The 22549-nt window shown below is 39.9% G+C and carries 26 protein-coding genes, 2 tRNA genes and 1 other RNA gene; 17 read left to right on the forward strand and 12 right to left on the reverse strand.

Annotated features, from left to right (window positions below):
- Nucleotides 1-45: 45 nt before the first annotated feature.
- Together J4526_02320 and psmB are read right to left on the reverse strand one after the other, a co-directional pair.
- Nucleotides 46-1983: a beta-CASP ribonuclease aCPSF1 gene (locus tag J4526_02320; protein ID WFO76291.1), complete on the reverse strand. Its 1938-nt coding sequence runs from the start codon at nt 1981-1983 to the stop codon at nt 46-48.
- A gap of 188 nt (nt 1984-2171) precedes the next feature.
- Nucleotides 2172-2780, reverse strand: a complete 609-nt coding sequence (psmB, locus tag J4526_02325) for an archaeal proteasome endopeptidase complex subunit beta (GenBank protein WFO75724.1) — start codon at nt 2778-2780, stop codon at nt 2172-2174.
- A gap of 173 nt (nt 2781-2953) precedes the next feature.
- Here psmB and J4526_02330 point away from each other — a divergent pair, with 173 nt between their 5' ends.
- The gene (locus J4526_02330; protein WFO75725.1) at nt 2954-4021 is read left to right on the forward strand and encodes an NAD(P)-dependent glycerol-1-phosphate dehydrogenase; all 1068 of its coding nucleotides are present in this window, start codon (nt 2954-2956) and stop codon (nt 4019-4021) included.
- Between the two features lie 47 nt (nt 4022-4068).
- Here J4526_02330 and J4526_02335 read toward each other — a convergent pair whose 3' ends face one another.
- Both J4526_02335 and J4526_02340 read right to left on the reverse strand, forming a co-directional pair.
- Entirely contained in the window at nt 4069-4818 is a 750-nt protein-coding gene (locus J4526_02335; protein WFO75726.1) for an FKBP-type peptidyl-prolyl cis-trans isomerase, read from the reverse strand.
- An 80-nt stretch (nt 4819-4898) separates the two neighbouring features.
- Entirely contained in the window at nt 4899-5393 is a 495-nt protein-coding gene (locus J4526_02340) for a DUF1947 domain-containing protein (GenBank protein WFO75727.1), read from the reverse strand.
- A gap of 123 nt (nt 5394-5516) precedes the next feature.
- Here J4526_02340 and J4526_02345 point away from each other — a divergent pair, with 123 nt between their 5' ends.
- The 5 genes from J4526_02345 to rnpB all read left to right on the forward strand — a co-directional run bounded on the left by J4526_02345 (nt 5517) and on the right by rnpB (nt 8936).
- The gene (locus tag J4526_02345; protein ID WFO75728.1) at nt 5517-5747 is read left to right on the forward strand and encodes an RNA-binding protein; all 231 of its coding nucleotides are present in this window, start codon (nt 5517-5519) and stop codon (nt 5745-5747) included.
- Between the two features lie 56 nt (nt 5748-5803).
- Nucleotides 5804-5992 (forward strand): 50S ribosomal protein L37e, encoded by a 189-nt coding sequence (locus J4526_02350; GenBank protein WFO75729.1) that lies wholly within the window; start codon nt 5804-5806, stop codon nt 5990-5992.
- A 164-nt stretch (nt 5993-6156) separates the two neighbouring features.
- A tRNA-Ala gene (locus tag J4526_02355) sits at nt 6157-6262 on the forward strand.
- A gap of 341 nt (nt 6263-6603) precedes the next feature.
- On the forward strand, nt 6604-8025 hold the full coding sequence (locus J4526_02360) for a sodium:solute symporter family protein (protein ID WFO75730.1): 1422 nt from the start codon (nt 6604-6606) through the stop codon (nt 8023-8025).
- Between the two features lie 585 nt (nt 8026-8610).
- Nucleotides 8611-8936: RNase P RNA component (gene rnpB, locus J4526_02365), an RNA gene on the forward strand.
- Nucleotides 8937-8947: 11 nt separating this feature from the next.
- On the opposite strand, the gene J4526_02370 is transcribed toward rnpB, so the two are convergent.
- Complete coding sequence (locus J4526_02370) at nt 8948-9448, reverse strand: DUF367 family protein (GenBank protein WFO75731.1); 501 nt, start codon at nt 9446-9448, stop codon at nt 8948-8950.
- Between the two features lie 116 nt (nt 9449-9564).
- On the opposite strand from J4526_02370, the gene J4526_02375 reads away from it, so the two are divergent.
- Together J4526_02375 and J4526_02380 are read left to right on the forward strand one after the other, a co-directional pair.
- Nucleotides 9565-9819 carry an Lrp/AsnC ligand binding domain-containing protein gene (locus tag J4526_02375; protein WFO75732.1) on the forward strand — a complete coding sequence of 85 codons (255 nt, stop codon included), beginning with the start codon at nt 9565-9567 and terminating at the stop codon, nt 9817-9819.
- A gap of 130 nt (nt 9820-9949) precedes the next feature.
- The gene (locus J4526_02380; GenBank protein WFO75733.1) at nt 9950-10750 is read left to right on the forward strand and encodes a class II glutamine amidotransferase; all 801 of its coding nucleotides are present in this window, start codon (nt 9950-9952) and stop codon (nt 10748-10750) included.
- A gap of 503 nt (nt 10751-11253) precedes the next feature.
- On the opposite strand, the gene J4526_02385 is transcribed toward J4526_02380, so the two are convergent.
- Complete coding sequence (locus J4526_02385) at nt 11254-11718, reverse strand: Lrp/AsnC family transcriptional regulator (GenBank protein WFO75734.1); 465 nt, start codon at nt 11716-11718, stop codon at nt 11254-11256.
- Between the two features lie 108 nt (nt 11719-11826).
- On the opposite strand from J4526_02385, the gene glnA reads away from it, so the two are divergent.
- The 5 genes from glnA to J4526_02410 all read left to right on the forward strand — a co-directional run bounded on the left by glnA (nt 11827) and on the right by J4526_02410 (nt 16306).
- On the forward strand, nt 11827-13167 hold the full coding sequence (glnA, locus tag J4526_02390) for a type I glutamate--ammonia ligase (GenBank protein ID WFO75735.1): 1341 nt from the start codon (nt 11827-11829) through the stop codon (nt 13165-13167).
- Nucleotides 13168-13347: 180 nt separating this feature from the next.
- On the forward strand, nt 13348-13953 hold the full coding sequence (locus J4526_02395) for a 2-oxoacid:acceptor oxidoreductase family protein (GenBank protein WFO75736.1): 606 nt from the start codon (nt 13348-13350) through the stop codon (nt 13951-13953).
- The gene (locus J4526_02400; protein WFO75737.1) at nt 13947-14222 is read left to right on the forward strand and encodes a 4Fe-4S binding protein; all 276 of its coding nucleotides are present in this window, start codon (nt 13947-13949) and stop codon (nt 14220-14222) included. The genes J4526_02395 and J4526_02400 overlap by 7 nt, the downstream gene beginning before the upstream one ends.
- Before the next feature lie 6 nt (nt 14223-14228).
- Nucleotides 14229-15404, forward strand: coding sequence for a pyruvate ferredoxin oxidoreductase (locus J4526_02405; GenBank protein WFO75738.1), 1176 nt, complete (start codon nt 14229-14231; stop codon nt 15402-15404).
- The gene (locus J4526_02410; GenBank protein ID WFO75739.1) at nt 15404-16306 is read left to right on the forward strand and encodes a pyruvate synthase subunit beta; all 903 of its coding nucleotides are present in this window, start codon (nt 15404-15406) and stop codon (nt 16304-16306) included. Before J4526_02405 ends, J4526_02410 begins: the two co-directional genes overlap by 1 nt.
- An 11-nt stretch (nt 16307-16317) precedes the next feature.
- On the opposite strand, the gene J4526_02415 is transcribed toward J4526_02410, so the two are convergent.
- On the reverse strand, nt 16318-16494 hold the full coding sequence (locus tag J4526_02415) for a preprotein translocase subunit Sec61beta (GenBank protein WFO75740.1): 177 nt from the start codon (nt 16492-16494) through the stop codon (nt 16318-16320).
- 133 nt (nt 16495-16627) lie between these two features.
- On the opposite strand from J4526_02415, the gene J4526_02420 reads away from it, so the two are divergent.
- Complete coding sequence (locus tag J4526_02420) at nt 16628-16879, forward strand: nucleotide pyrophosphohydrolase (protein WFO75741.1); 252 nt, start codon at nt 16628-16630, stop codon at nt 16877-16879.
- Here the strand turns inward: J4526_02420 and J4526_02425 are convergent.
- The 3 genes from J4526_02425 to J4526_02435 are packed head-to-tail and all read right to left on the reverse strand — an operon-like array spanning nt 16851 to nt 18351.
- On the reverse strand, nt 16851-17591 hold the full coding sequence (locus J4526_02425) for a geranylgeranylglyceryl/heptaprenylglyceryl phosphate synthase (GenBank protein ID WFO75742.1): 741 nt from the start codon (nt 17589-17591) through the stop codon (nt 16851-16853). The two genes, J4526_02420 and J4526_02425, sit on opposite strands and share 29 nt — an antisense overlap.
- Nucleotides 17588-17905, reverse strand: a complete 318-nt coding sequence (locus tag J4526_02430) for a hypothetical protein (GenBank protein ID WFO75743.1) — start codon at nt 17903-17905, stop codon at nt 17588-17590. Before J4526_02430 ends, J4526_02425 begins: the two co-directional genes overlap by 4 nt.
- 32 nt (nt 17906-17937) lie before the next feature.
- Nucleotides 17938-18351, reverse strand: a complete 414-nt coding sequence (locus J4526_02435; protein WFO75744.1) for a hypothetical protein — start codon at nt 18349-18351, stop codon at nt 17938-17940.
- 135 nt (nt 18352-18486) lie between these two features.
- Between J4526_02435 and J4526_02440 the strand changes: the two genes are divergently transcribed.
- Nucleotides 18487-18625: transfer RNA gene (locus tag J4526_02440), tRNA-Pro, on the forward strand.
- Nucleotide 18626: 1 nt separating this feature from the next.
- On the opposite strand, the gene mtnA is transcribed toward J4526_02440, so the two are convergent.
- On the reverse strand, nt 18627-19688 hold the full coding sequence (gene mtnA, locus J4526_02445; GenBank protein ID WFO75745.1) for an S-methyl-5-thioribose-1-phosphate isomerase: 1062 nt from the start codon (nt 19686-19688) through the stop codon (nt 18627-18629).
- Nucleotides 19689-19816: 128 nt separating this feature from the next.
- Between mtnA and J4526_02450 the strand changes: the two genes are divergently transcribed.
- Complete coding sequence (locus J4526_02450) at nt 19817-20326, forward strand: endonuclease (GenBank protein WFO75746.1); 510 nt, start codon at nt 19817-19819, stop codon at nt 20324-20326.
- 7 nt (nt 20327-20333) lie between these two features.
- Nucleotides 20334-21608 (forward strand): histidine--tRNA ligase, encoded by a 1275-nt coding sequence (locus J4526_02455; GenBank protein ID WFO75747.1) that lies wholly within the window; start codon nt 20334-20336, stop codon nt 21606-21608.
- Here J4526_02455 and J4526_02460 read toward each other — a convergent pair whose 3' ends face one another.
- The gene (locus J4526_02460; protein WFO75748.1) at nt 21609-22499 is read right to left on the reverse strand and encodes an NAD(P)-dependent oxidoreductase; all 891 of its coding nucleotides are present in this window, start codon (nt 22497-22499) and stop codon (nt 21609-21611) included.
- Nucleotides 22500-22549: the final 50 nt, after the last annotated feature.

Consider the following 22549-nt stretch of genomic DNA (forward strand, 5'->3'; position numbering starts at 1 on the left):
CTATTAGATTGTTGTTCACCACAGCCCATCATCACCATACGGATTTTATCTGGCAACAAGATTAAGTGAGTCTAATGGATATGGAGCAAATATTCTAGCTCCAGCGGGATACCCTATTCTTTCGTTCCTGATAAGCCTCTTCGCTAAACTAACTAGCCTTGATATCGCTTCGGGCTCACCATGGTTCAGTATTATTGTTCTTGGTTTGGGCTGTATATTACGGAGGAAACGCAATAATTCGTCTTGATCGCTATGTCCGCTAAATCCATCTATGCTATAGATGTTCATATTGATCTTAATTACTTCAACCTTATTATCGGGAGTTACTATAGTGAGCTCACGCAATCCATCCTTGATCTTCCTACCCAGCGTGCCTTCAGCCTGATAACCAACAAATATGAGGCTGTTCCTTGGGTCACTTGCCATAAGCTTTAAGTATTCGACTGCCGGTCCTCCGGTAAGCATACCTGATGTAGCTATAATAAGCGATGGTCTATCCTCAACTATATCGGGACGAACGGTCTTACCTTCAATTATCTTAAAGTACTCTGCTGTGAACGGATTCTCTCCTTTATAAATACGTTCTTTTAGTTCACGGTTAAGATACTCTGGATACTCTGTATGAACAGCTGTTACCTCGCTTACAAGTCCTTCAATATACACGTTTATCGGTGGGATCTTCTTTGACTCAATAGCGTCGTTTATTACAAGCATTATCTCTTGTCCTCTACCAACAGCAAAGACAGGAATTAGAACACTGCCATTTTTCTCAATGGTTTTCTTTATTATTGATATAAGCATTTCTTCGGCTTCGGCTCTGCTCTGCTGCTTTGTTGCTCCATAAGTAGACTCCATGATTAGCGTCTCGACACGCGGAAACTTATCATTAGCTTTCTCGAGCAAACGTGTTGTAGCATACTTGAAGTCCCCTGTATAGACTATGTTGTGTAAACCTGCGCCCACATGTACATGAACCATTGCTGAACCAAGAATATGCCCTGCATTATAGAACGTTATTTTAACGTCAGGAGCAATATCAGTTACCTCATTGTACTCCAGAGGTATGGTATGAAGTATCATTGTCAACAAGTCTTTTTCACTGAATGGCACATGCTTTCCTTCACGCTGACTTACTTCTATATAGTCCCTCAGCATAAGCGCCATTAGTTCTCTGGTAGGCTTTGTGACATAGACGGGTCCTCTATACCCATACTTGAAAAGTAGAGGAACAAGTCCACAATGGTCAAGATGAGCATGCGTGACAACAACTGCGTCTAATTCCTCTATTCTCAAGTTGTCGATATCTATGTATGGATACTTGCGTTCATAATCTGGTCCGCCCACATTTACTCCTAAGTCGAGTATTATCCTACTTTCTCTTGTCTCAAGCAATATCCCGGATCTGCCAACTTCCTGGAATCCGCCTAGAGCCGTTATTCTCACATAATTTGTCTTAAATAACACGTCTCTATGAATTCTCTCGCCCACATATCTCAAGAAGTTTAATCTATAGTCACTTTCAGAAAGCATATAGCCTATAATGGTGTGTAGTGTTTTTGATTCAAGAGGTGAGGCTCTAATAACTATTGGTCTCCATCCGGTTTCAGCTAGGATTTTATGTCTTAACTGTGCTCCTTTACCTATAACTAACCCAGGTTTCTCTGCCTTGATCCATACTTCGCCAAGAGTGTCATCAAAAACTATGCTTCGTGGATCAACACCAGCATCTTTAGGCACTAACTCGAGAATGAGTTTCCTAGCTTCTTCTTTGTTCAATCGAGCCGAAGGATCTATCCTAACTACAACACGTTTCTTAACCTTTTTCGCAATAGCCTTTACTAGATCTAGTTTATCAGCTATAGCTCTCCTATTCTTGACATAAATAGCGATCTCTGGTCCTTCAAATTCTATTCTTGTAAGCTGTACATCAACAGGTATCTCCTTCATTATTGTTTTTAAGACGTACTCTCTAGTTTTATCCATTATAACGCCTTTCAATTCTTACACCTTGGCAAAATCTGTAAAACAACGCATCACAGCGGTGTTAAAATATCACATACCAGCATATTACCCCTTTATGCAACCAACTACAGTGATATAAGCTATGTTCTGTTAAGGAGTACATCTAACTTACTTATATCTTTTTCTTAATAAAGATTTACATGTGGAAGCTAGCTTAGCATAACTGTTTCTTTTCTACTTCCCTCCTTACCAATCACTACAACGTCTATACCTTCACCGCTAAAGATATCACGTCCTATAGCGGCTTTGATGGCTTCTTTGGCTAGATTTATTGCATCCTCTAAACTCATGTCTTTACTATAATTTCTTTCCAGTACACCTATAGCTGTGGGTGAGCCTGAGCCTGTTGCGATATAGTCTTCTTCACTAAGCGAGCCAAACAAATCTATGTAATACAATCTCGGCTCGGTATCAAATCCTCCTACAACTAGTTGTACTATGAATGGTGATAAACGCAAATAGCTAGATAATATGTTAGCTAAATATACAGCTATGATCTTAACCGATGGTTTCATGTTGCTTGATAATTCATAATATTTGGCTGTGACCCTGGCTTCATCTACAAGGCGTTGAGCATCTGCGACAAGACCTGATATTGTCATAGCCATATAGTCGGTTATCATATGTATTTTCTCAACTTTTTTATGAGCTATGTATACTCCTGCTGTTGCCCGCTTGTCGGCAGCAAGAACTACATAGTCTTTAAGTTTTATCCCAACAGTCGTTGTTTTAGTAGCCAAAGGCTTCTTTTCATTCACAACAACTTCACCGCCGTCTATCGGCCACTACTACAGCTTAATTTAGCATAAATTAGGTTTTTAAGAATATAGTTGATCAAAAGGGCATTACAGAATATTATAGGGTAACCGTTTATTAGAACACAAGAACAGTATGATCATGTTCCCACTCTCCATAGTATATGGTGTACGTAATGTCTATACGTAACCCTCATGAAATTGATTTACCAAAGAAGGTGGTTGTTGGCACAGGCATTCTAGACAAAACACCTAAGTATTTAAATGAGCTTGGATTCAAGAAAAATACTACAATAGCAGTTATAACGGGTCCCAAGATATTTTCCTTGCTTGGCAAAAAACTCATCAATATACTCGAGGAGCATAAATACAATGTTTTATATTGGATAGCAGAAAAAGCGTCGAAAGATATAGCGGAAAACATAGCTAGTGAAGCATCCAGAGAGAATATAGAGTTATTTATAGGGTTTGGCGGCGGCAAAGCAATAGATGTTGCAAAGTATACTGCTACACAGAACAATAAGCCTTTCATAAGCATACCAACAGCTGCATCACATGATGGTATAGCTTCCCCCTTTGCTAGCTTAAAGGGTTTCAACCAGCCAATGAGCATTAAAGCATCAACACCATTAGCAATAATAGCTGATATAGAGATTATAGCAAAAGCCCCTCCTAGGCTTCTTAGAGCAGGAGTAGGTGATCTAGTAGGTAAACTAACTGCTGTAAAAGACTGGCAGCTTGCTCATAGACTTAAAGGAGAGTATTACGGTGAATATGCCGCACAGCTTGCATTATTATCAGCAAAACACGTGTTGAGGTATCATGAACTTATAGCATCGGGTAGTACTGAGGGTGTTAGAATACTTGTTGAAGCTTTGATAAGCAGTAGCGTAGCCATGTGTATAGCAGGATCAAGTAGACCTGCTAGTGGTTCAGAGCATTTATTTAGCCACGCATTAGACTTGATAGCCCCTAAACCAGCACTACATGGTGAACAAGTTGGTGTAGGAACCATCATGATGCTTTATCTCTATGGTGACCCACGGTGGAGGAAAGTCAAGAAAGTTTTAGAGAAAGTAGGTGCACCAACAACTGCAAAAGAATTAGGTATACCTGACGAGATAATAATTAAAGCACTCACAATAGCTCACCGTATTAGAAAAAGATACACAATACTTGGAGATAATGGATTAACCTGGGAAGCTGCTGAGAGACTTGCAAGAGCAACTGGCGTAATAGATTGATCATAGGTTAAGATTATCTGTAATAAAAATATTTCACTCTGTTTACTTTACACTGTTTCTTTTTCTTCTTTTCCTTCTTCACGAGTCTCTTCTTTTTTCTCTTCCGTTTTTCTCTCGAATACCTCTTGTATCACTACTTTCCTAACATAGTCCTTTAGCAAATCGTATATATCGCCGACAAGAGCTATCTTGGCATATTGTATATTCTTTCTGGTCATGATCCTTGTCGGTATGTTTATTACTAAAGTCTTTTCCTCAGGTTTATACTCTACTTGAGCCTCATCAATCTTTATACTCAAGTGTCTTGCAACCAAAGCTTTTGCTTTCTCAGTAATGTCTTCAAGCTTCTTTAAAATTTTGACCTTGTACACTAATGTTTTCCCTGCTAATGGATGATTGAAATCTATTACAACTCTTCCTCCGGTAATACTTTTCACAATTCCTGTTGTTCCACCAAAATCTAGTACATCACCTACTTTTACATCAATGCCTCTTCTCTTGAACTCCCTCATACTAAACACTTTTACCTTACTAGGATCTCTCTGCCCAAATGCTTTCTCTGGAGGGATCTCTACTTCTTTCTCTTCACCAACATTCATTTCCTTGAGGGCTTCTTCAAGACCCTTTATAACCCAGCCCCTTCCTATGACTACAAGTATTGGCCCGTAAACCTTGTTGCTATCATAAATACCTTCTTTTTTAGCTATTTCTTCATTTGTTGTATCAAACACATTTCCGGTCTCTTTGACTCTTGCCGTGTATTCTACTAATACAAAGTCTCCATCCTTAAGCCCCATTACAGCACACCACTTACCATGTTTTACCTCTTAGTCTTCTAACTAGGCTAAGAGCTTATAAACTATAATAAAAAGTTATGCTAGAGTCTTCTCACAAACTCCCAGATCTTGTCTCCAACCCTGTGTAGGTTTTCTACGGCTTTTCCTCGCGTGACTTTCTTCTCAACAAGATCCTTGGATGAAACAAGCGCCTTACCTACAACAAACGGTTTACCATATTTTTCCTCCAGGACAACCACGGGATCACCTGGTTCAAACGCTCCTTTGACGCCCACTATACCTGGTGCCATAACATCTGCGCCGCGTAGCAAAGGCTTAACAGCACCCATATCAACTACTACGATACGCTGCACCCACTCTACTCCTTTACTGAGTAGTAGTGTAAGCAATGGATAGTACTTACCTTCATAGATAAAGAAAGCAGGGACCTTGTCAACTATTATTATTTCAGGAAGGTCTTTTTCAATAACTTTCTCAACAACCTCAAACTCTAGGGGGACATTAGGATACATACCCGTTATGGTTTCACGAAGTTTCTTGCTCTCCTTCTTAGACAAGTACCATCGTCTAGGCACCTGTATGTCTTCACCCCCTTGCCTAATTAAACAATTAACACCACTAGAACTTAAATAGCAGTATATACACGTTTATTAATGCCTAGGAGAACACATTAGTAGACAGACAATGGTGGATCAGAGTTGGTGGAGACTGCCCATAAGATACTACATGAAAATCTAGGTGCAATAGTCTTAATCAGGCTAAAAGGGAACCGTGAGGTACGAGGAAAACTAAAAAGTTATGATCAGCATCTAAACATAGTCCTCGATGACGCCGAGGAAATAAGAGAAGATGGTAGTACGAGAAAACTTGGAACAATAGTAATTAGAGGAGATACCGTAGTCTTAATAAGCCCCACACCTACTCTCTAGCTATATTAATCCCGGTATAGAACCTAGTTAATCAACAAAATATATGGGTGAACACCATGGTTAAAGGTACAACAAGCTTCGGCAAAATGAGTAAAGGAAAGACCCATATAAGATGCCCCCGCTGTGGAAGACACTCCTACAATGTAGCTAAAGGATACTGTGCCGCCTGCGGATACGGAAGAAGTAAAAGGATGAGAAGATATAAATGGCAAAACAAGAAGTATAACCGCGTTAGAATAAGGTAACTTCATCAATACAATTAGTATACATCGTATCCTTAGCTTGGTTACAAACAGATTACGTCTAGGCATAGTTTGTAGACTCTTCTAACGAGAGACATCATCACTATTTCGATAAAAACTAAAAAACCTTATATCCCCTTCAACAATATTCTGGAGACAGCATAGGTGGGCCGGTAGCTCAGCCTGGAAGAGCGCCGCCCTTGCACGGGCCGTAGACTCCCGAGGTCCCGAGAAAGGCGGAGGTCCCGGGTTCAAATCCCGGCCGGTCCACCATTTCTATTATTGCTAAGATACTTATCGATGGGAATTTTGATTAACAAGTATTCTTGTTATTCTTATACCACTGTTTTTACACCGTTAAACATATATACTGACCTGCTATTCTTGTCTAAGCGCAGAGGTGGATAAAGGTGCGGTGTGTTCATATACTCTAGAAAACCCGCACTTGTTGATAACACTCTGTTCTATCAATCAATCTATCTAAAGAAACAACAAGTTCTAGGAACACGGCTATTAAGACCAAACAGGGATCCAATAGCTACAATAACATCCGCCATTCTATTGAATCAGAAATCATTCTGTAAATGCAGCAGTTACAAGAGGTGGTCCAAGATATGATCGATATAATAGTTATTTTAGCAATATACTTGCTGTTAATGCTTGGTATAGGATTTTATTCACGTAGATACATTAAAAACATTGACGACTATCTAGTTGCAGGCAGACGTTTAGGCATAGTATTCTTGTCTGCAACATTAGCAGCAACACACTACGGCGGTGGCTTTGTACTCGGTGGTGGAGCCTGGGGTGTTTCCTACGGTATCGGCGGTATATGGTATGGACTTGCCTGTGGTGTAGGATTAATAGTACTAGGTTTATTCCTAGCAGAGAAAACGAGAGCATTGGCTCAATATACAGTACCAGACTTAATAGACTTAAGATACAACAGCAAGTTCCTAAGACTATCATCTTCACTTCTTTCCCTAGCGGCACTAACAGGTATTATTGGCGCACAAGTATGGGCTATGACTGCCGTTTTTGAAGCACTTGGTTTACCAGGGTATTATGGAGCAATAATAGCGACACTAGTGTTTATAGTATATACAGCGGCTTCCGGATTATGGGCTGTGACAATAACCGACCTAGGTCAAATAGTTATCGGCAGCATAGGAGTGCTTGTAGCGACAATAGCAGGGCTTATTACAGTAGGCGGATTCGCAGGATTAAGCAATAGGTTATCAATTATAGCTAAAGATATCGGTGTAACACCTAGTACTTATTACGATCTATTTTCGCCGGGATTAACAGTTATTGCTCTAACACTTTCAGCAACAGTAATGTATACATTGATAGGGCAAGACTTTTACCAGAGACTATTTGCTGCAAAAACGCCCTCAATAGCGAGAAAAGCTGCTATAGTCGCCGGGATACTACTGGTAGTACTCTCGTTCCTCCCTGTATTAGCTGGCATGACTGCTTTAGCGCTTGCCAGCGACCCTAATGAAGTACTTAATTCCCCAAAAACAGCCATACCTAGACTAATACTGCAAATATTCCCTGGATGGGGCGCAGGAATATTCTTAGCAGCAATACTAGCGGCTATAATGTCGACTGCAGACTCTCTCCTATCAGCATCAACTTCACACATAATTAGAGATATCTATGTACAATTCATAAACCCGAATGCAGACAACAAGAAGTTGATCAAATTATCGATAATAACAACAATAATAGTGGGTATACTTGCACTCGTGGTAGCAATACTAGTCAAGGACATAATCTTGCTATTAATATACTCCTACGACATATACACATCAGCAGTATTTGTCCCAGTAATACTAGGGCTATTCTGGAGCAAAGCAACAAAAGAAGGAGCTATAGCAGCACTAGTATCAGGAGCTACAATATCATTACTAGGGATCACAAACATCATAAAATTACCATATTGGGAAGAGATATACCTACTATCAGCAGCAATATCACTAGTAATAATGATAGTTGTAAGCATACTAACATACAAGGAAACAAAAGAATGACGTAACCCATATAGTCTCTGATATTAAATAGTTTTACTATCCATTTTTTATTCAATAATAGAATAACAACATCATCTAAGAAGGTCAAAAGAGTATCAGCACCAGAAACCTTCTTCATCAAATCCGCATATCTAGCCATCATCATCAAGAATATTATAATATTTACACCATAATAACTGTAGTTGATAGTCAAGACAATATCTAGCTAGACTAGTAACAAGTTTAATGATAAAAACAAATTGCGTTACAAGTAACAGTATCTTTGATACATCGTATATATTAGGGTTAGAAGACAAGTATAACCTGGCGGCTGGAAATAAGTCATTAACAATGGCTTATGAAGCCCTTGAGGACTACTAGAGTCCGCAAGGACCTACTAGTTCTTGAGGGTGTCCAGCCGCTGTTTCTACAATTCATGACTATCAACTATAGCTAAGATAAATTAGAATGATAACTATTATCATGAACAACATGGTCTCCTACAATATCTCCAGTTAACTCCATAATTATTGGAAACCGGCCGGTTTCCAATGGTTAAATTCCAAAATATATTAGGAGGATTACATAAGAGTTCTTCATGGCAGCGGGCCCGGCTAGCCGCTACGGGGTCGCAGACCCCGAGGAAACTCCGCACTCCCCGCGGCCGCCACGGCCCCGAAAAGGGGCACGGGTAGCACCCGTGGCTCCGGCACAGAAACGACACGGCCGCTACCGGATGTCTATGAGGCGGCGAGGGCTCCCCGGCAACGGGGAGCCGGTAACCCGCCGAGTATGGTAGCGGATGCGTTGAAACGGCCGGTCCCGTGGGGAGCAAGGCCCTGTGTCCCGGGATGAGGTGGCCGCGCGACCCGGGAGGTGGGCCGCTTAGTCGAATGCGGCTGTAGTACAGAATGCGGGTTATAGCCGGGCCCGCTGCTCTAGACTAGTTTTCTTTTATTAATTCCTCCATAAACTTAATGACTTGTTCTTCTGATTCCATTTTAGAGTATTGTTCTAGAAGTTCTATGTTTAAGTCAAAGAATGTCTTCATCCACTTATACAGCTTTGCTAACTCCATTGCTTGTTCTTTATATCCTGTTATATAGAGTGCTGCAGCAACTGCTTCAATACTGCTAAGCATAAATGGTTTACCATAGTTTACAGGGTTCCCAGCTATGAGTAAAGGAAGTTTTCTATGTAACCCCTTTCTCGGGAAGTATTTTCTCGTAAGTTTTTTCCAAGACGCATCAATAACCACAATACCATACTTCTCTACATAAGGTCTGTCCCAGGGCCCAATAATCTTTGGCGCGAACGGATTAAGAACTATCGCCTTGGAGCAATACCTTCTAGTTCTCACTGCATACCCCATTCTAATCATTTTTAATGCCGTATTCTTCTTAGGATCATCCTCTCCATAATATACTACATAGATCTTCGGCATACAAACCCCACAGCTCTTCATCCAAAGAGAATATCTAAAACCCTTAATTAACGATTTGAGTTAGAGGGAAAACATTATTTTTCCTCAAAAACCAGGTATTATTGAGGGACTAAAACATGGCAGCAAAAGCTATCGTATTAATCCAGACAGACATAGGCGCAGAAACCAGGGTGATGGATGAATTATTTAAGATCCCTGAGATCATTGATGTATACATAGTGTATGGCATCTACGACATAGTAGCAGTCATAGAAGCAGAGAGCCTGGAGAAAATAAGAGAAATAATAACAAACAAAATAAGAAGACTACCTGAAATCAGAACAACGAGCACAATGGTTGTCGTCGAAGGAAAAAGTAAGAGAGGCTCCTAGAACATACCTCTCTTAAACGATTTACATAATTACTCCTAGACACAAGAATACCCGGTTTTTTCAAAACTTCATACAGGAGAGGCAGTAGTATCATAGTATCTGACTTGGTACCTAGGGGTATTGGTTAGAAATGTGTAGAATACTCTTTTACAAAGGTACTGTTCTAGATAGATTAACAACATTATTAGACCTCATTAAGCAAGCCAGTAAAAATGATCCTCTGCTCAATATTGCATCCAACGGCAAAAGGAAAGCGCATAGCGATGGATGGGGTTATGTTCTTTTAACAAAAAACACCTCCATATACTATAAGTCACTAGCACCAATATATAATGACGTAAAGGGTTTCACGAACCTCCTTAACACAATAAAAAGCTTAGAAAACGATGAAGTAGTGTTATTAGTGCATACACGTGCAGCAAGTGAAGGCTCCATCAATATGGTTAACACACAACCTATAAAATATTCAACTTCTCAAACAGAGTTCTTTCTAGCACACAACGGAACCCTATATAAAGAAAGGTTACTCCAAATACTCAACATAAAGCATTCTAATACCGAGAATTTATCAGACACATACCTTGCAGGACTTTATATAGCATATACCCTGGAGAGCCTTGACACAAACAGTCTACTCAAAGCATATAGGGTATTAGCAAACCACACTAAATCGGCATTCAACACAATATCAATATTCCTACCATTTCAAGAAGACATAATGGTCATTATAACAAACTATTACGTGACACAAGAACCCGCTAAAACTAGATATTATCAATTGTTTATCGAAGAGAAAAACAATTACATAACCTATTATTCATCAACAATATACCTGCTAGACGAAGAAAAGAATGCAAAACCCATACACAACAATACTATCCATGTAATCAAAAACAATACACGTGTTTATGAAGGAAAACTTATTGCTTAAACAGGTTTCCCCTGGAACAGTACATAGAAACACAAGCAGCACCTACAAGAAACCCGGGGAGAGCTAACTATCAGGCTGCTCCAGTGGAAACAGAGGGGTCCATTGCATGAAACCCTAGCCATTTTAACCAATTTTTCTCAAAAACGATTCATCAATTACCGGATAGACCCCTCTGTTTCCACTCAATATACAAGAGAGATTCCTGACAAAAGATTTGTTTAAGTCTATGTAATAATGTAAATTCCATTAGGATAAATACCTAGATTAGTTTATACAAACTTTCTCAATAATAAAACTAGACCACAACTAAGAAGACCTTTCTCGAATAGAAGTATAGGGGTCAGGGATGTCGTCCTATGTACTATCATGATCAGGTTTTCAAACTTCGACAGCGTACTCCGATTATGCTATTTTAGTGGGCTCCAGTGGAAACAGAGGTCCTGGAAACCGGCCGGTTTCCAATGATTTATGATAGCATATTTTCGTATCTTTCCATTGGATGTTCAAATAGGTAATGTGTACTCTTCTTTAACTGTTCTAAAGACTATACTTGTTGTTGTGTGTTTAACATAGGGGTTTCTCAATAGGTTTTTTACGAAGTGATCAAGTTCTTCAATTGTCTTGAATAAAGCTATTATTGCTACATCGTATTCTCCAGTAATATCATATAATGCTATTACATGCGGGTTTTTCGAGATCTCTTTCTCTACGTCAATAATGTGTGCGCCTTCAACTGATGCCAGTATCAGAGCTTTTATTTGGTATCCCAGGAGTCTATAATCTATCTTTGTTGTATACTTTTTTATTAAACCCATTTTCTCGAGTCTTTTTATTCTATCATATATCGTTGATGTAGGTATATGTGTTAGTCTAGCGAGCTCTCTTAATTTGATTCTCGCGTTACTACGGAGTATTTTGAGAATCTCTTTATCGATGCTATCTATTCGGATAACGTTGGGATCCGACATAGTATGCACCAGTTGCTTTTCGTATATTTTCCGGATCTTCTATCAATAGAAATATATACTTTTACAGGGATCTTTACCCTATATCCGAGTAACGGGGGATAAGGAGAAATGGATTCCGGAAAAGTTTTCATTGAAATGCATTTCACAGACCTCATGGGCGTACTCAGGGCTACCACACTAGTTGTAAGCAAGGACCTAGTTAGTAACCCAAGTAGAATCAAGGGTTTCTTTGATGCATCTAGTGTATTTGGTTTCGAGCCTATTGAAAATAGTGATCTAATGTTGAAACCCGTAGATGGTACGTTGAGAAAGCTTCCATGGTATACAGATGTGTATAGGTGTATATCTGGAGTCTACTGGAGTGATGGTAAACGATACGTAAAGGACCCGAGGCTTGTCGCAGAGAAAACAATGGAGTACATGAGGTCGCAGGGTCTCGAGCCTAGTATTGGTATTGAGATGGAGTTCTTTCTCTTCAATTCATTAAAATATGGGCTAGACTATACGAAACAATATCTTGAAATAAATTCCACAGAGTCCATCGGGGCCAGTGGGTACAGTATTCCTCCAAAGAAGGGCTATCATTTAACGGAGCCTTATGATAGTATCGCGAGTACACGAAGAGAAATAATTGCTAATGTTGAAAAACTTGGTTTCAAATGTTCTAAGATGCACCATGAAGTAGCTAGTTTTGGTCAAGTAGAAGTAACAAGCGGTAAACTAGGAGTAGACAATGGAGGTGATTTTGTCCAGACATTCAAGTATGTTGCAAGAATTACAGCTGAGAAAAACGGGTACACTGCTGTATTCCTCCCCAAACCCATACCTGGCGACAATGGTAGTGGAATGCATGTACATGTGAGCCTCTGGAATGGAGATAAGAACTTATTCTATGATGAGGATGGTGTTTTGAGCCAGGTGGCGAGATACTTTATCGGGGGGTTAATAGAACATGGTAGAAGTCTTAGTGCTCTCGTATCACCTACAGTGAATAGCTACAAGAGACTAGTACCAGGATATGAGGCACCCGTTTACTTAGTATGGGGTTATGGTAACAGAAGTGCTGCAATAAGAATACCCGTGGTTAGAGACGAAAAGACCTTCCGTATAGAATACAGACCCCCTGACCCCTCCGCAAACCCCTATCTAGCATTGTCAGCTATAATTCTCGCCGGACTCGATGGTATTAAGAAGAAGATTGAACCCGGCGATCCTTTTGAAAAGAACGTGTATCACTTAACAGAAAAGGAGAGGAAGACACTAGGGATAAAATCTCTTCCAAGGAGTTTACTAGAAGCTCTCGATGAACTGGAATCAGACAATGAATACCTTAAGCCGGTGTTTCCAAGAGAACTCTTGGAATCATATATTGAACTAAAGCGTAAAGAAGCTATTGATGCGTCAAGCATGCCAGCGCCTTCGGACTACATCTTCTATGGAATACTTTAGATGATTTAGTGTGTTTTTGTTTTAATTAATACCACATTTATCCCATACTATAGTACTTAACATGATCTGTTTGCCCTAATCTAAACACTTAAATTAATCCTAGTACCATTAATGTAACTAGAACTAGGTTACTCTCTGTAGAATAGTTGGAATAACTCTTTTAGCAGGGAGTGTCGGGTCTTGTTAATCGAGATCTTGTTTTATGGTAGGGGAGGACAAGGAGGTGTCACGGCGGCAAACATACTCGTGGCAGCAGCAGTAAAAGAGGGGCTTCACGGACAAGGATTCCCATTCTTTGGCGCAGAACGTAGAGGAGCTCCAGTAAAAGCCTTCGCGAGAATAAGTGATAAACCAATACGTAGACACGGTATGTTTAATGATGCAGATGTGCTTGTGGTTCTACATCCAGGTCTTGTTAAAACAGGATATACAAAGACTATAGGTGTTAACGATAAAGGTATAATAATTGTTAACACTCATGATAAATCGCTTATTAAGGAGGAAAACTTTAAACTCCATGGTAGTGCCAAGGCATATATTGTTGATGCCACGCGTATTGCCACAAGAAATAATCTCGTAGTTGCAGGGTGGCCTGTTGTCAATACCAGTATGCTTGGCTCTCTTGCTAAAGCATTGGGTATAATAAGTATTGACAACATGGCTGCAGCTGTTGAAGAATATTTTGGCGGTAAAATAGGCGAGTTGAATGCTAAAGCTGTTCGTGAAGCATATAATGAAACTGTTTATGTAGGTGAAATAGGTTCCAAAAGGTGGAGATTATGGTGATTCTCGAGCCTATAAAACATCGTGTACCTATTGCTAAGCCGAAAATAGGTGTTGCAGGAAAAACAGGTTCATGGCGATGGATGAAGCCTGTTGTTGATGTAAATAAATGTACTCGGTGCTTCTTGTGCGAGATCTATTGTCCAGATAACACGATAAAAGTTGATCCAGAGAAGGGACCGACTATAGACTACGATTATTGTAAAGGATGTGGTGTTTGCGCTCAGGTATGTCCATCTAAGGCTATAGAAATGGTTAACGAGGAGGTGTGATGAAGAATGGGTATTCAAGTACTTACAGGAAACTATACTGTTGCTCTCGCAGCTAAGATGGCTAGAGTAGAAGTTGTTGCAGCATATCCCATAACTCCTCAAACCAGCATCATAGAGAAACTCGCAGAATACATTGATAAAGGTGAGTTAGATGCAACGATGATACGTGTTGAATCAGAACACTCTGCCTTAGCAGCATCGTTTGGTGCTGCAATGGCTGGAGCCAGAGTGTTTACTGCAACTAGTAGTCATGGTCTTTTGTATATGCATGAGTGGGTGCATTGGGTTGGCAGGGCAAGGATACCTGTCGTGATGGCTATAGTTACGAGAGCGATAGCTCCCCCATGGAACATCTGGCCCGACCATAGTGATTTTGTTGATCAACGTGATGCTGCGTGGATTATGGCTATGGGTATGGATAACCAGGAGATATTTGATCTAACTCTCCAAGCATTCAAGATCAGTGAAGATCCTAGAGTATATTTGCCGGTAATGATAGGTCTTGAAGGCTTCATCCTAGGTCATACGGCGATGCCTGTCGATGTGCCTGACCAGAAGCTTGTTGATGAGTGGCTTGGACCAAGAAGGCAGGGATTTGTAATTGATGGTAGTGAACCTCTTGCTCACGGTAATCTTGCGTGGCCTGAGGATACTGAGGAGATGTTTATGGATATCCAGGATGCTATGGAGAATGCTAAGAAAGTGATAAAGGAAGTTGATGAAGATTATGGAAAAGTTTTTGGTAGAAAGTATGGTGGCCTGATATCGTGCTATAGATGCGAAGACGCAAAATATCATGTAGTAACAATGGGTGCTTGGAGTGGCGATGCAATGGAGGCTATCGACTATCTCAGGGAGCAAGGGTATCCAGTAGGACTACTAAGAATAAGATTCATGAGGCCATTCCCTGATGAAGATGTTTATAGTGTACTAAATAATAGTCGAGGAGTAATAGTGTTCGATAGAGCTATAAGCTATGGTAGTATGGGAACACTATATCTCGATCTTGTGGGTAATATGTTGAAACATACGAGGACACTGCCTTACATACGAAACATTGTCGCAGGCATAGGTGGAGTAAACATTACGTACAAGGACTTCTTCAACTTAATCAAGTCAACAATAGACTCCTTGGAAAAAGGAGAGGAACCACCTGTATTCCACTGGTATCATAGGAGGTGATGGGTGTGTCTCGTGTAGTACCACCTTTACCACGTGATATGAGAGAGACTGTGTTACCAGGTCATGCTGCATGCCATGGATGCCCTATAACAATGGCCTTGAAAGTAGTCGGGGCAGCGTTGGGCAAAAAAGTTATCCTAGTAGTGCCAGCTTGCTGTACATCAGTTGTTGTAGGGGCGTGGCCTGGAAGTGGTTTCAACGGCTCTATAATACATGTTGCTTTTGCGAGTGCAGCAGCTGTTGCCTCAGGAGTCGCAGAAGCGTTGGCTCGTAGAGGAATAAATGATGTACATGTTGTTGCTTGGGCTGGCGACGGTGGAACAGCTGACATAGGAATGGCTAGTCTTAGTGGTGCGGCTGAGAGAAACCATAACATGATCTATATAATGTATGATAACGAAGCATATATGAATACGGGTATCCAGCGTAGCAGTGCAACACCTCCAGGTGCCTGGACCACCACGACACCCCTTGGAAAGAAAGAACCTAAGAAAGACGTCGCAAGGATTATGATCGCTCATGGAGTGCCATATGTAGCTACAGCTAGTATAGGATACCCCCACGACTTCTATGCTAAACTAAAGAAAGCAAGTAAGATCAAAGGCTTTAAGTTCATCCAATTACATGCACCATGCCCTACTGGATGGAGGTTTGACCCAAGTCTAACAGTGAAAATAGCAAAACTCGCTGTAGAAACAGGCTTATGGATACTCTATGAGTATGAAAACGGTAAAATAACGTTATCAGGACCCAGTAAGCCCTATATCGATAAGAGTAAGAGAAAACCAATGATAGAATACTTCAAACTACAAGGAAGATTCAAAGGAATAACTGAAGAAGATATAAAAGCCATTGAACGCTATGTTGATGAGGCCTGGGAATGGATCAAGAAATACATGTAGAATAAACTATGCTATGTGGGAGGCAAGAGTTTTTGTGCAACAATTACTATAACGGTCATAGCAAAGGCAAGACCTATTATTATATATGGCTTCATTTTTATACCAACATCAGCTTCCTCATAGAACCTGACTAGACCTGCGCCAGTAAATGGTCCAGGTGATTCACGCTTCTTACGTGATCTGGGCATGTTCTCTCACACCACGGTTTTTCTAGCCTAGGTAATATCATGTCGGAATCCTCTATAAATACTTGTGTCACCAGATTATTGAGTCAATATTTTCTTTACCTGTATCCCGGGTAGTCTATTTATGGTGGTGTGTATGGAAATAAAAGAAGCTCAGCTTCTCATACGTGAAAAGTATTTTGAAAGAGATAGTAGTCGTGGATTATTCTCTACGTTCACCTGGTTTGTAGAAGAAGTTGGTGAACTTGCTGAAGCCTTGCTGAATAGTGATTATAAATCGTTAAGAGAAGAGATAGCAGATGTGTTTGCTTGGCTCCTTAGTTTAGCTAATCTTGTTGGAGTTGATGTTGAGGAGGCTTTTAAGGAGAAGTACTTGGAACACTCTTGATTGCTGTTATTATCTTTTTTGCCATATCAGGATCTTTTTCAACTATGGTTCCTGTAACAATAATGTCTGCCCCACTAGCAGCCATTTGTTTAGCGGTCTCAGGATCTCTAATACCTCCACCAACCAATACTATTAAGTTACTGTACTTTTTAGCATACGTAGGGAAACTGTATGGCACTGGTTTTGGTGCGCCACTGCCTCCCTCTATATACAAGTATTTTAGACCAAGCATTTCACCGGCCATAGCATAAGCTGCTATGATCTCTGGTTTGTTTGGAGGAATAGGAATTATTCTCCCTACATGTGCTACAGCAGTATCATGATAAACTACTATGTAGCCTGTTGGTAAGGGCTCTAGATTATACTTCTTGATTAATGGTGCGCCTGCCACTTGTGCGCCCATTAAATAATATGGATCAGTGGTATTCATTAAAATCATAAAGAGGACGGCATGAGCTTCAGGTGTTAGACAATTCAAGTTTCCAGGAAATATTATTACGGGCAACCCTGTTTCTTTGAGTACTCTAGCCACCCTCGAGGCATCTTCCGGCGTTACGCCAAGACTTCCTCCTATGAGGAAGGCATCTGTCCCAGCTTCGTGCATTTGTTTTGCTATTTTCTCTATATCAGAAACTTCTTTATCTGGGTCTATTAGCGTGAAATGCAGCTTCTTTTTCTCCAACTTCTCAGTTATGTACTCATGTACTTTCACTCTTCTTCACCAAGTAGTTCCTCTCCCTCGGTTTCCTCTACTCCCTCCTCGAACTCGATCTCGATAGTTCCTTGAGTAAATGCATCTAAGAATTTCGCATATACATCAACAGTTTCATATATTTCTGGTACTTCAAGCAATGTTTTCAATCGACAATTACCACATCTTATTACGGCAAGTTTTTTACCGGATTCTTCGGATTTCTTAAAGTCTATAGTTAGACTTCTTGAACCACAGTGTGGGCACTGGAATACAGTGGGTATTCTTCGTACTCTTCTTATTACTCTCTTGTACTTTTTCCTCCGTCTCCCCATGATTTTACACCAAGGAATATTGTTTACACTGATTATTTCCTATAGGGTTTTTTATATAGTATTCTCCTAAGTGTTGGCGATCTATCGAATAGCATGATCTCATTAATTATTTTATATAAGGTGTTAATGTCAATAACTATAGTTCTATATAGATTCTTCTCTTTAGCAGCTTCTTCAGCAAATAAATGTATACACGCTTTACTTTTCTTCTCTGACATTACGTGAATAACATAATCCTTACAGCTACAATATACGCCAGGAATTATTATGTGATCCCTTTTTACTCCTATGTAGAACCTTGCAGGATACTCGATTAGCGTCCCATGTATATCTATGTATATCTTGATTATTTTTCTAAGTGTAACAATTGATTCTATACGCGGGTTTCGTTTAATCTCCATGCTCCAGTGTTGTGAGATATAGTTTACCACTTCATTTATATCCATTGTCTTTACCATTAATCTTTGTGATCTGGTTATATCTATGATTGTCGTTATTACTATAAGTTAAGTATTCGGGAAAATATGTTGCGCTGCATAAAATAGTTAATTAACCAGACTTCCAAACTACTAGTCTCTGGTGGGCCCGTCGTCTAGCCTGGACTAGGATGCGGGGTACGCCGGAGCCCCATTTGGGGGCGGTGCCCGACTCGGGACCTGGATCCGCCGCTGGACCGGGCGGAACTCCCCGTGACCCGGGGTTCAAATCCCCGCGGGCCCACTTACTTCTCTTCACTCCCTATTATTTTGCGGAGATTTTCCTTGTATGGAGGATAGACTATTCCTTTCTCGGTAATTATTGCTGTTACTAAATCGGGATCAGTTATGTCGAATGCGAAATTGTATACTGGTACATCGGGTAGCGTTATTAAGTGACCTAGAACTTTCCTTACTTCATCGGGGCTTCTTTCCTCAATAACTATTTTGTCACCAGTTGATTCTAGATCTATGGTGCTTGTCGGTGCTGCCACATAGAATGGGATATTGTGTCTTTTCGCTGCAAGAGCTATAGCGTATGTGCCTATTTTGTTAGCTACATAGCCGTCTCCAGTAATTCTATCCGCTCCCACAATAACTTTGTCTACAAGCCCTTTCTTGATAACAAATGCCGCCATATTATCTGTTATGAGAGTTATTGGTATACCCTCCTTAGTATACTCCCATACATTAAGTCTTGCGCCTTGGAGTACAGGTCTTGTTTCCGTAGTTATTACTCTTATCTTCTTACCCTGGTACCAGGCAGCCCTAATGATACCGCCTACTGTTCCAAAAGCAGCTGTTGCAAGCGCGCCAGCATTACAGTGTGTTAAGATAGTGTCGCCATCCTCTATGAGTTCAGCACCGTAATCACCTAATCTTATGTTGGCTTCAATATCCTCATTCATTATATTAATGGCTTCTTTAACAATAGCCTCGACTATATCTTCATATCCCTTGATGCTCCTGTATAGTATGTTTCTCATTCTCTTTAATGCCCAGAATAAATTGTAAGCTGTGGGCCTCGTTTTCCACAAGATCTCTATAGCATTGTCCACTTTTGCCACAAACTCTTCCCTACTTAAGCCTTTGAGGCTTACAGCATAAGCAGCTACGGCTAGTGCTGCAGCAACACCTATTGCGGGGGCTCCACGTATCTCCATATCAATAATGGCTTTGGCAACTCTCTTTGGATCGTTAGTACATCTAATTACTTCGTTAAAGGGAAGCTTTGACGTATCGATCCAGCAAACGTTGTTGTCTTCCCACCAAACAGCTCTTATCTTTATGGGATATTTAAACCCCATATATAATCACCTTTACTCAAACGAACCCTATACAATAACTGGATTTATAGAGTATATTTAAGAGTATGTTTATTTAACAAACATAAAGCATTAGAGTAAGAGTATGGATCAAAGGTGCGTATTAGAAGATGAGAAAAATAATATTTGATGAAAAAACATGTCAGGGCATTGTTTACAATAAGGATGATATTGAGGTTCTTGATAAAAGATGGTTTGGACGAAGAGAGGGAGATAAACTCATTCTATCTCTAGAAGAAACAGCATACCTGCTACTTAAAGGAGAGATTGTAATCGATTTAGGAACAAGTGAACTATCCTCGTTAGAGGAGTTAATGAGGAAATATAGCAGTTGCTTCGAGAAAATGTTTTGGCCAAAACTAATAGTGTATAATGACTTAAGAAGTAGAGGTAGACGAGTAAGAGTTCTTGATGAAAAAAGATTTTTAGTAAAACACAAAGACGGCAGCCTTAAATTATTGCTTATACTCGAGGAGAAGAGTTTGACCAGTATCAATGATATTATTAGTTATGTAGAGCAGGCTAGAAGAAACAACTTAGAACTAGCATTGGCGATAGTCTCTCTCCAAGGAGATATCACATACTATACTGTATCCTCAATAGAGCTTGTAAGAGGGTGATATATGGATGATAAATACTCCTAGAGGGACGCGTGATATAGTAGGTGATGAGGCTAATTTATTCGAGTTTCTTGTAGAAAGATTTAAGAATATAGCGCGTCTCAATGGCTTTAATCCTATTATAACGCCGATTATCGAGTATTTCGAGTTGTTTGAGAAAAAATCTGGTGAAGAAATAATCAAGTCTATGTATGTATTTGAAGATAAGGCTGGTAGGAGAATAGCGTTACGTCCGGAGCTTACAGCACCTGTTGTTAGAGCGTTTTTAGGAAAACTTCGTGGAATGCCCAGGCCCTTAATGTTCTATTACGTGGGGCAATGCTTTAGGTACGAGGAACCCCAAAGAGGGAGATATAGAGAGTTCTGGCAAGCTGGACTAGAAGTGATTGGTGAGCAAAGCATTGATGCAGATATAAAGGTTATTAATGTTATCGAGGAATTCCTCACCGACATAGGATTAGATCACTATTATGTAGTGGGTAATGTGGGAATATACAGGAAAATAATGAATGTTCTAGGCATACCAGCTCAAGAGCAAGACCATATACTTCATTTGATAGATAAGGGCATGATAGAAAAAGCTATTGAGTACTGTAATAAATTTGGCGAAAAAGTAGTTGATGCAATTAATATTCTGATCAACAATAAGTTAGAGAACATTGTAGATAGTTTGAAAACTTATGTTGATGAAAAAACTGTTAATGAACTATATGGTGAAGTAGAGAAAACAATAACTTTACTTGAGTTTCTGAAAGAATTTGGGGCAAAAGCCGATTACGATCCTAAACTAGTTAGGGGGCTAGCATACTATAACAGTGTTATTTATGAAGTGAAGACAAGTGGGCTCGAAATAAGTATTGGTGGAGGTGGGAGATATGATGGTTTAACAACGGTTTATGGAGGACCTTTCGAGTATGCTACAGGAGCGGCATTAGGTATTGATAGGATAATGCTTGCAATAGAGAGTAAGAAAAAACTCAGTTATACATCAAAAGGTGTAATTATCATAGTTATTGATGAAGAACCCAGGGCTCTCCATTTAGCGTACTCTGTTACACGCAAACTACATGAATACGGGATTTACTCAAAGGTGATCGTTGGCAAAAAGATCTCGAAAGCACTTAGTTTAGCTAGTAGAGAAAAACAGAAGTATGCCATTATCATTGGTCCTAAAGAGGTTAAGGAGAATAGGGTTACAATAAAAGATCTCGAAAAAGGTGTTCAAGAAACAGTAGATATTGAACATATACTTAATTACATAGCTTGTAGAGAATTTACTTGATTAGTTTAGGTTCTTTTTCTTCTTTTTGGCTAGTTCAATAAAATATCTTGCTACTTGAGGATAATCCTTATCAGCATAACCGTTACTGGCAGCTTCCATATACATTGATGATAGTGTTGATGAGACAAAAGATGGTAAGTGTTTCTCCTCAAGAGCCCTTACCACGTAAAGGTAATCCTTACCTGCCATCCAGACTTTGAACCTAGGGGTTTTCTCTTCGAATATTCTTGGTAAATATCTTTTTACAGCATCACCAAACCATAGGTTTGAAATGATATTTAATAGCACGTCGAGATTGATATCCCATGCTTCTATTAGCGAAAAACTTTCTGCAAGTATTGGAGGTAGCGATAAGGCTATATTGTTTATGGCTAGTTTCAATACAATGGCTTTCGGTATTTCACCGGCATAAAATGTTTTTGAAGAATACTCGTTAACAAATCCTACGATACTATCGACAAGATCTTTTTCTCCAGCTATCATTGATATAAGTCTGCATTCACGTGCTTCATGGACACTACCGAATACAGGTGCTTCCACGTAGCCTAGACCCTTCTCCTTTAGAACATTTGATACTCTCCTACTTGCTAGGGGTGTTACAGTACTTGCATTAATGACGACATGTTTTTTGTTGGTAGTTTCTATTACTCCATTCTTACCAAAAATGACATCGTATAATGCCTCATCATCTGATACAAATACTATGGAATAGATTGCTTTATCAGCAACTTCACGAGGGGTATTAGCAACTACTGCATCAAGTTCTTTGGCTAACTTTAATGCTTTACTATGTGTCCTGTTGTAAAGAATTAGTTCGTATCCTTTAGATTTAAGACAATGTGCTATACTAGATCCCATGAGCCCTGTACCTATTATTCCTATCAAGGGCATGATACTTCTCCTCTCCATTAATTTATGTAGGTTTGTACTTCAATAAAAAC

The organism is Desulfurococcaceae archaeon MEX13E-LK6-19 (genome assembly GCA_029637525.1).
Classification (GTDB): domain Archaea; phylum Thermoproteota; class Thermoprotei_A; order Sulfolobales; family Desulfurococcaceae; genus MEX13ELK6-19.

Excerpts from the sequence above, each read along its gene's own strand:
- J4526_02460 (WFO75748.1), bottom strand. The coding sequence starts at position 22,499 with ATGCCCTTGATAGGAATAATAGGTACAGGGCTCATGGGATCTAGTATA.
- J4526_02435 (WFO75744.1), bottom strand. The coding sequence starts at position 18,351 with ATGGATATAAATGAAGTGGTAAACTATATCTCACAACACTGGAGCATG.
- J4526_02385 (WFO75734.1), bottom strand. The coding sequence starts at position 11,718 with ATGTCGGATCCCAACGTTATCCGAATAGATAGCATCGATAAAGAGATT.
- J4526_02420 (WFO75741.1), top strand. The coding sequence starts at position 16,628 with ATGGAAATAAAAGAAGCTCAGCTTCTCATACGTGAAAAGTATTTTGAA.
- J4526_02360 (WFO75730.1), top strand. The coding sequence starts at position 6,604 with ATGATCGATATAATAGTTATTTTAGCAATATACTTGCTGTTAATGCTT.
- J4526_02450 (WFO75746.1), top strand. The coding sequence starts at position 19,817 with ATGAGAAAAATAATATTTGATGAAAAAACATGTCAGGGCATTGTTTAC.
- J4526_02400 (WFO75737.1), top strand. The coding sequence starts at position 13,947 with ATGGTGATTCTCGAGCCTATAAAACATCGTGTACCTATTGCTAAGCCG.
- J4526_02430 (WFO75743.1), bottom strand. The coding sequence starts at position 17,905 with ATGGGGAGACGGAGGAAAAAGTACAAGAGAGTAATAAGAAGAGTACGA.
- J4526_02370 (WFO75731.1), bottom strand. The coding sequence starts at position 9,448 with ATGCCGAAGATCTATGTAGTATATTATGGAGAGGATGATCCTAAGAAG.
- J4526_02380 (WFO75733.1), top strand. The coding sequence starts at position 9,950 with ATGTGTAGAATACTCTTTTACAAAGGTACTGTTCTAGATAGATTAACA.
- J4526_02320 (WFO76291.1), bottom strand. The coding sequence starts at position 1,983 with ATGGATAAAACTAGAGAGTACGTCTTAAAAACAATAATGAAGGAGATA.
- J4526_02455 (WFO75747.1), top strand. The coding sequence starts at position 20,334 with ATGATAAATACTCCTAGAGGGACGCGTGATATAGTAGGTGATGAGGCT.
- J4526_02335 (WFO75726.1), bottom strand. The coding sequence starts at position 4,818 with ATGGGGCTTAAGGATGGAGACTTTGTATTAGTAGAATACACGGCAAGA.
- J4526_02415 (WFO75740.1), bottom strand. The coding sequence starts at position 16,494 with ATGCCCAGATCACGTAAGAAGCGTGAATCACCTGGACCATTTACTGGC.
- J4526_02330 (WFO75725.1), top strand. The coding sequence starts at position 2,954 with ATGTCTATACGTAACCCTCATGAAATTGATTTACCAAAGAAGGTGGTT.
- J4526_02405 (WFO75738.1), top strand. The coding sequence starts at position 14,229 with ATGGGTATTCAAGTACTTACAGGAAACTATACTGTTGCTCTCGCAGCT.
- mtnA (WFO75745.1), bottom strand. The coding sequence starts at position 19,688 with ATGGGGTTTAAATATCCCATAAAGATAAGAGCTGTTTGGTGGGAAGAC.
- J4526_02350 (WFO75729.1), top strand. The coding sequence starts at position 5,804 with ATGGTTAAAGGTACAACAAGCTTCGGCAAAATGAGTAAAGGAAAGACC.
- J4526_02375 (WFO75732.1), top strand. The coding sequence starts at position 9,565 with ATGGCAGCAAAAGCTATCGTATTAATCCAGACAGACATAGGCGCAGAA.
- glnA (WFO75735.1), top strand. The coding sequence starts at position 11,827 with ATGGATTCCGGAAAAGTTTTCATTGAAATGCATTTCACAGACCTCATG.
- J4526_02410 (WFO75739.1), top strand. The coding sequence starts at position 15,404 with ATGGGTGTGTCTCGTGTAGTACCACCTTTACCACGTGATATGAGAGAG.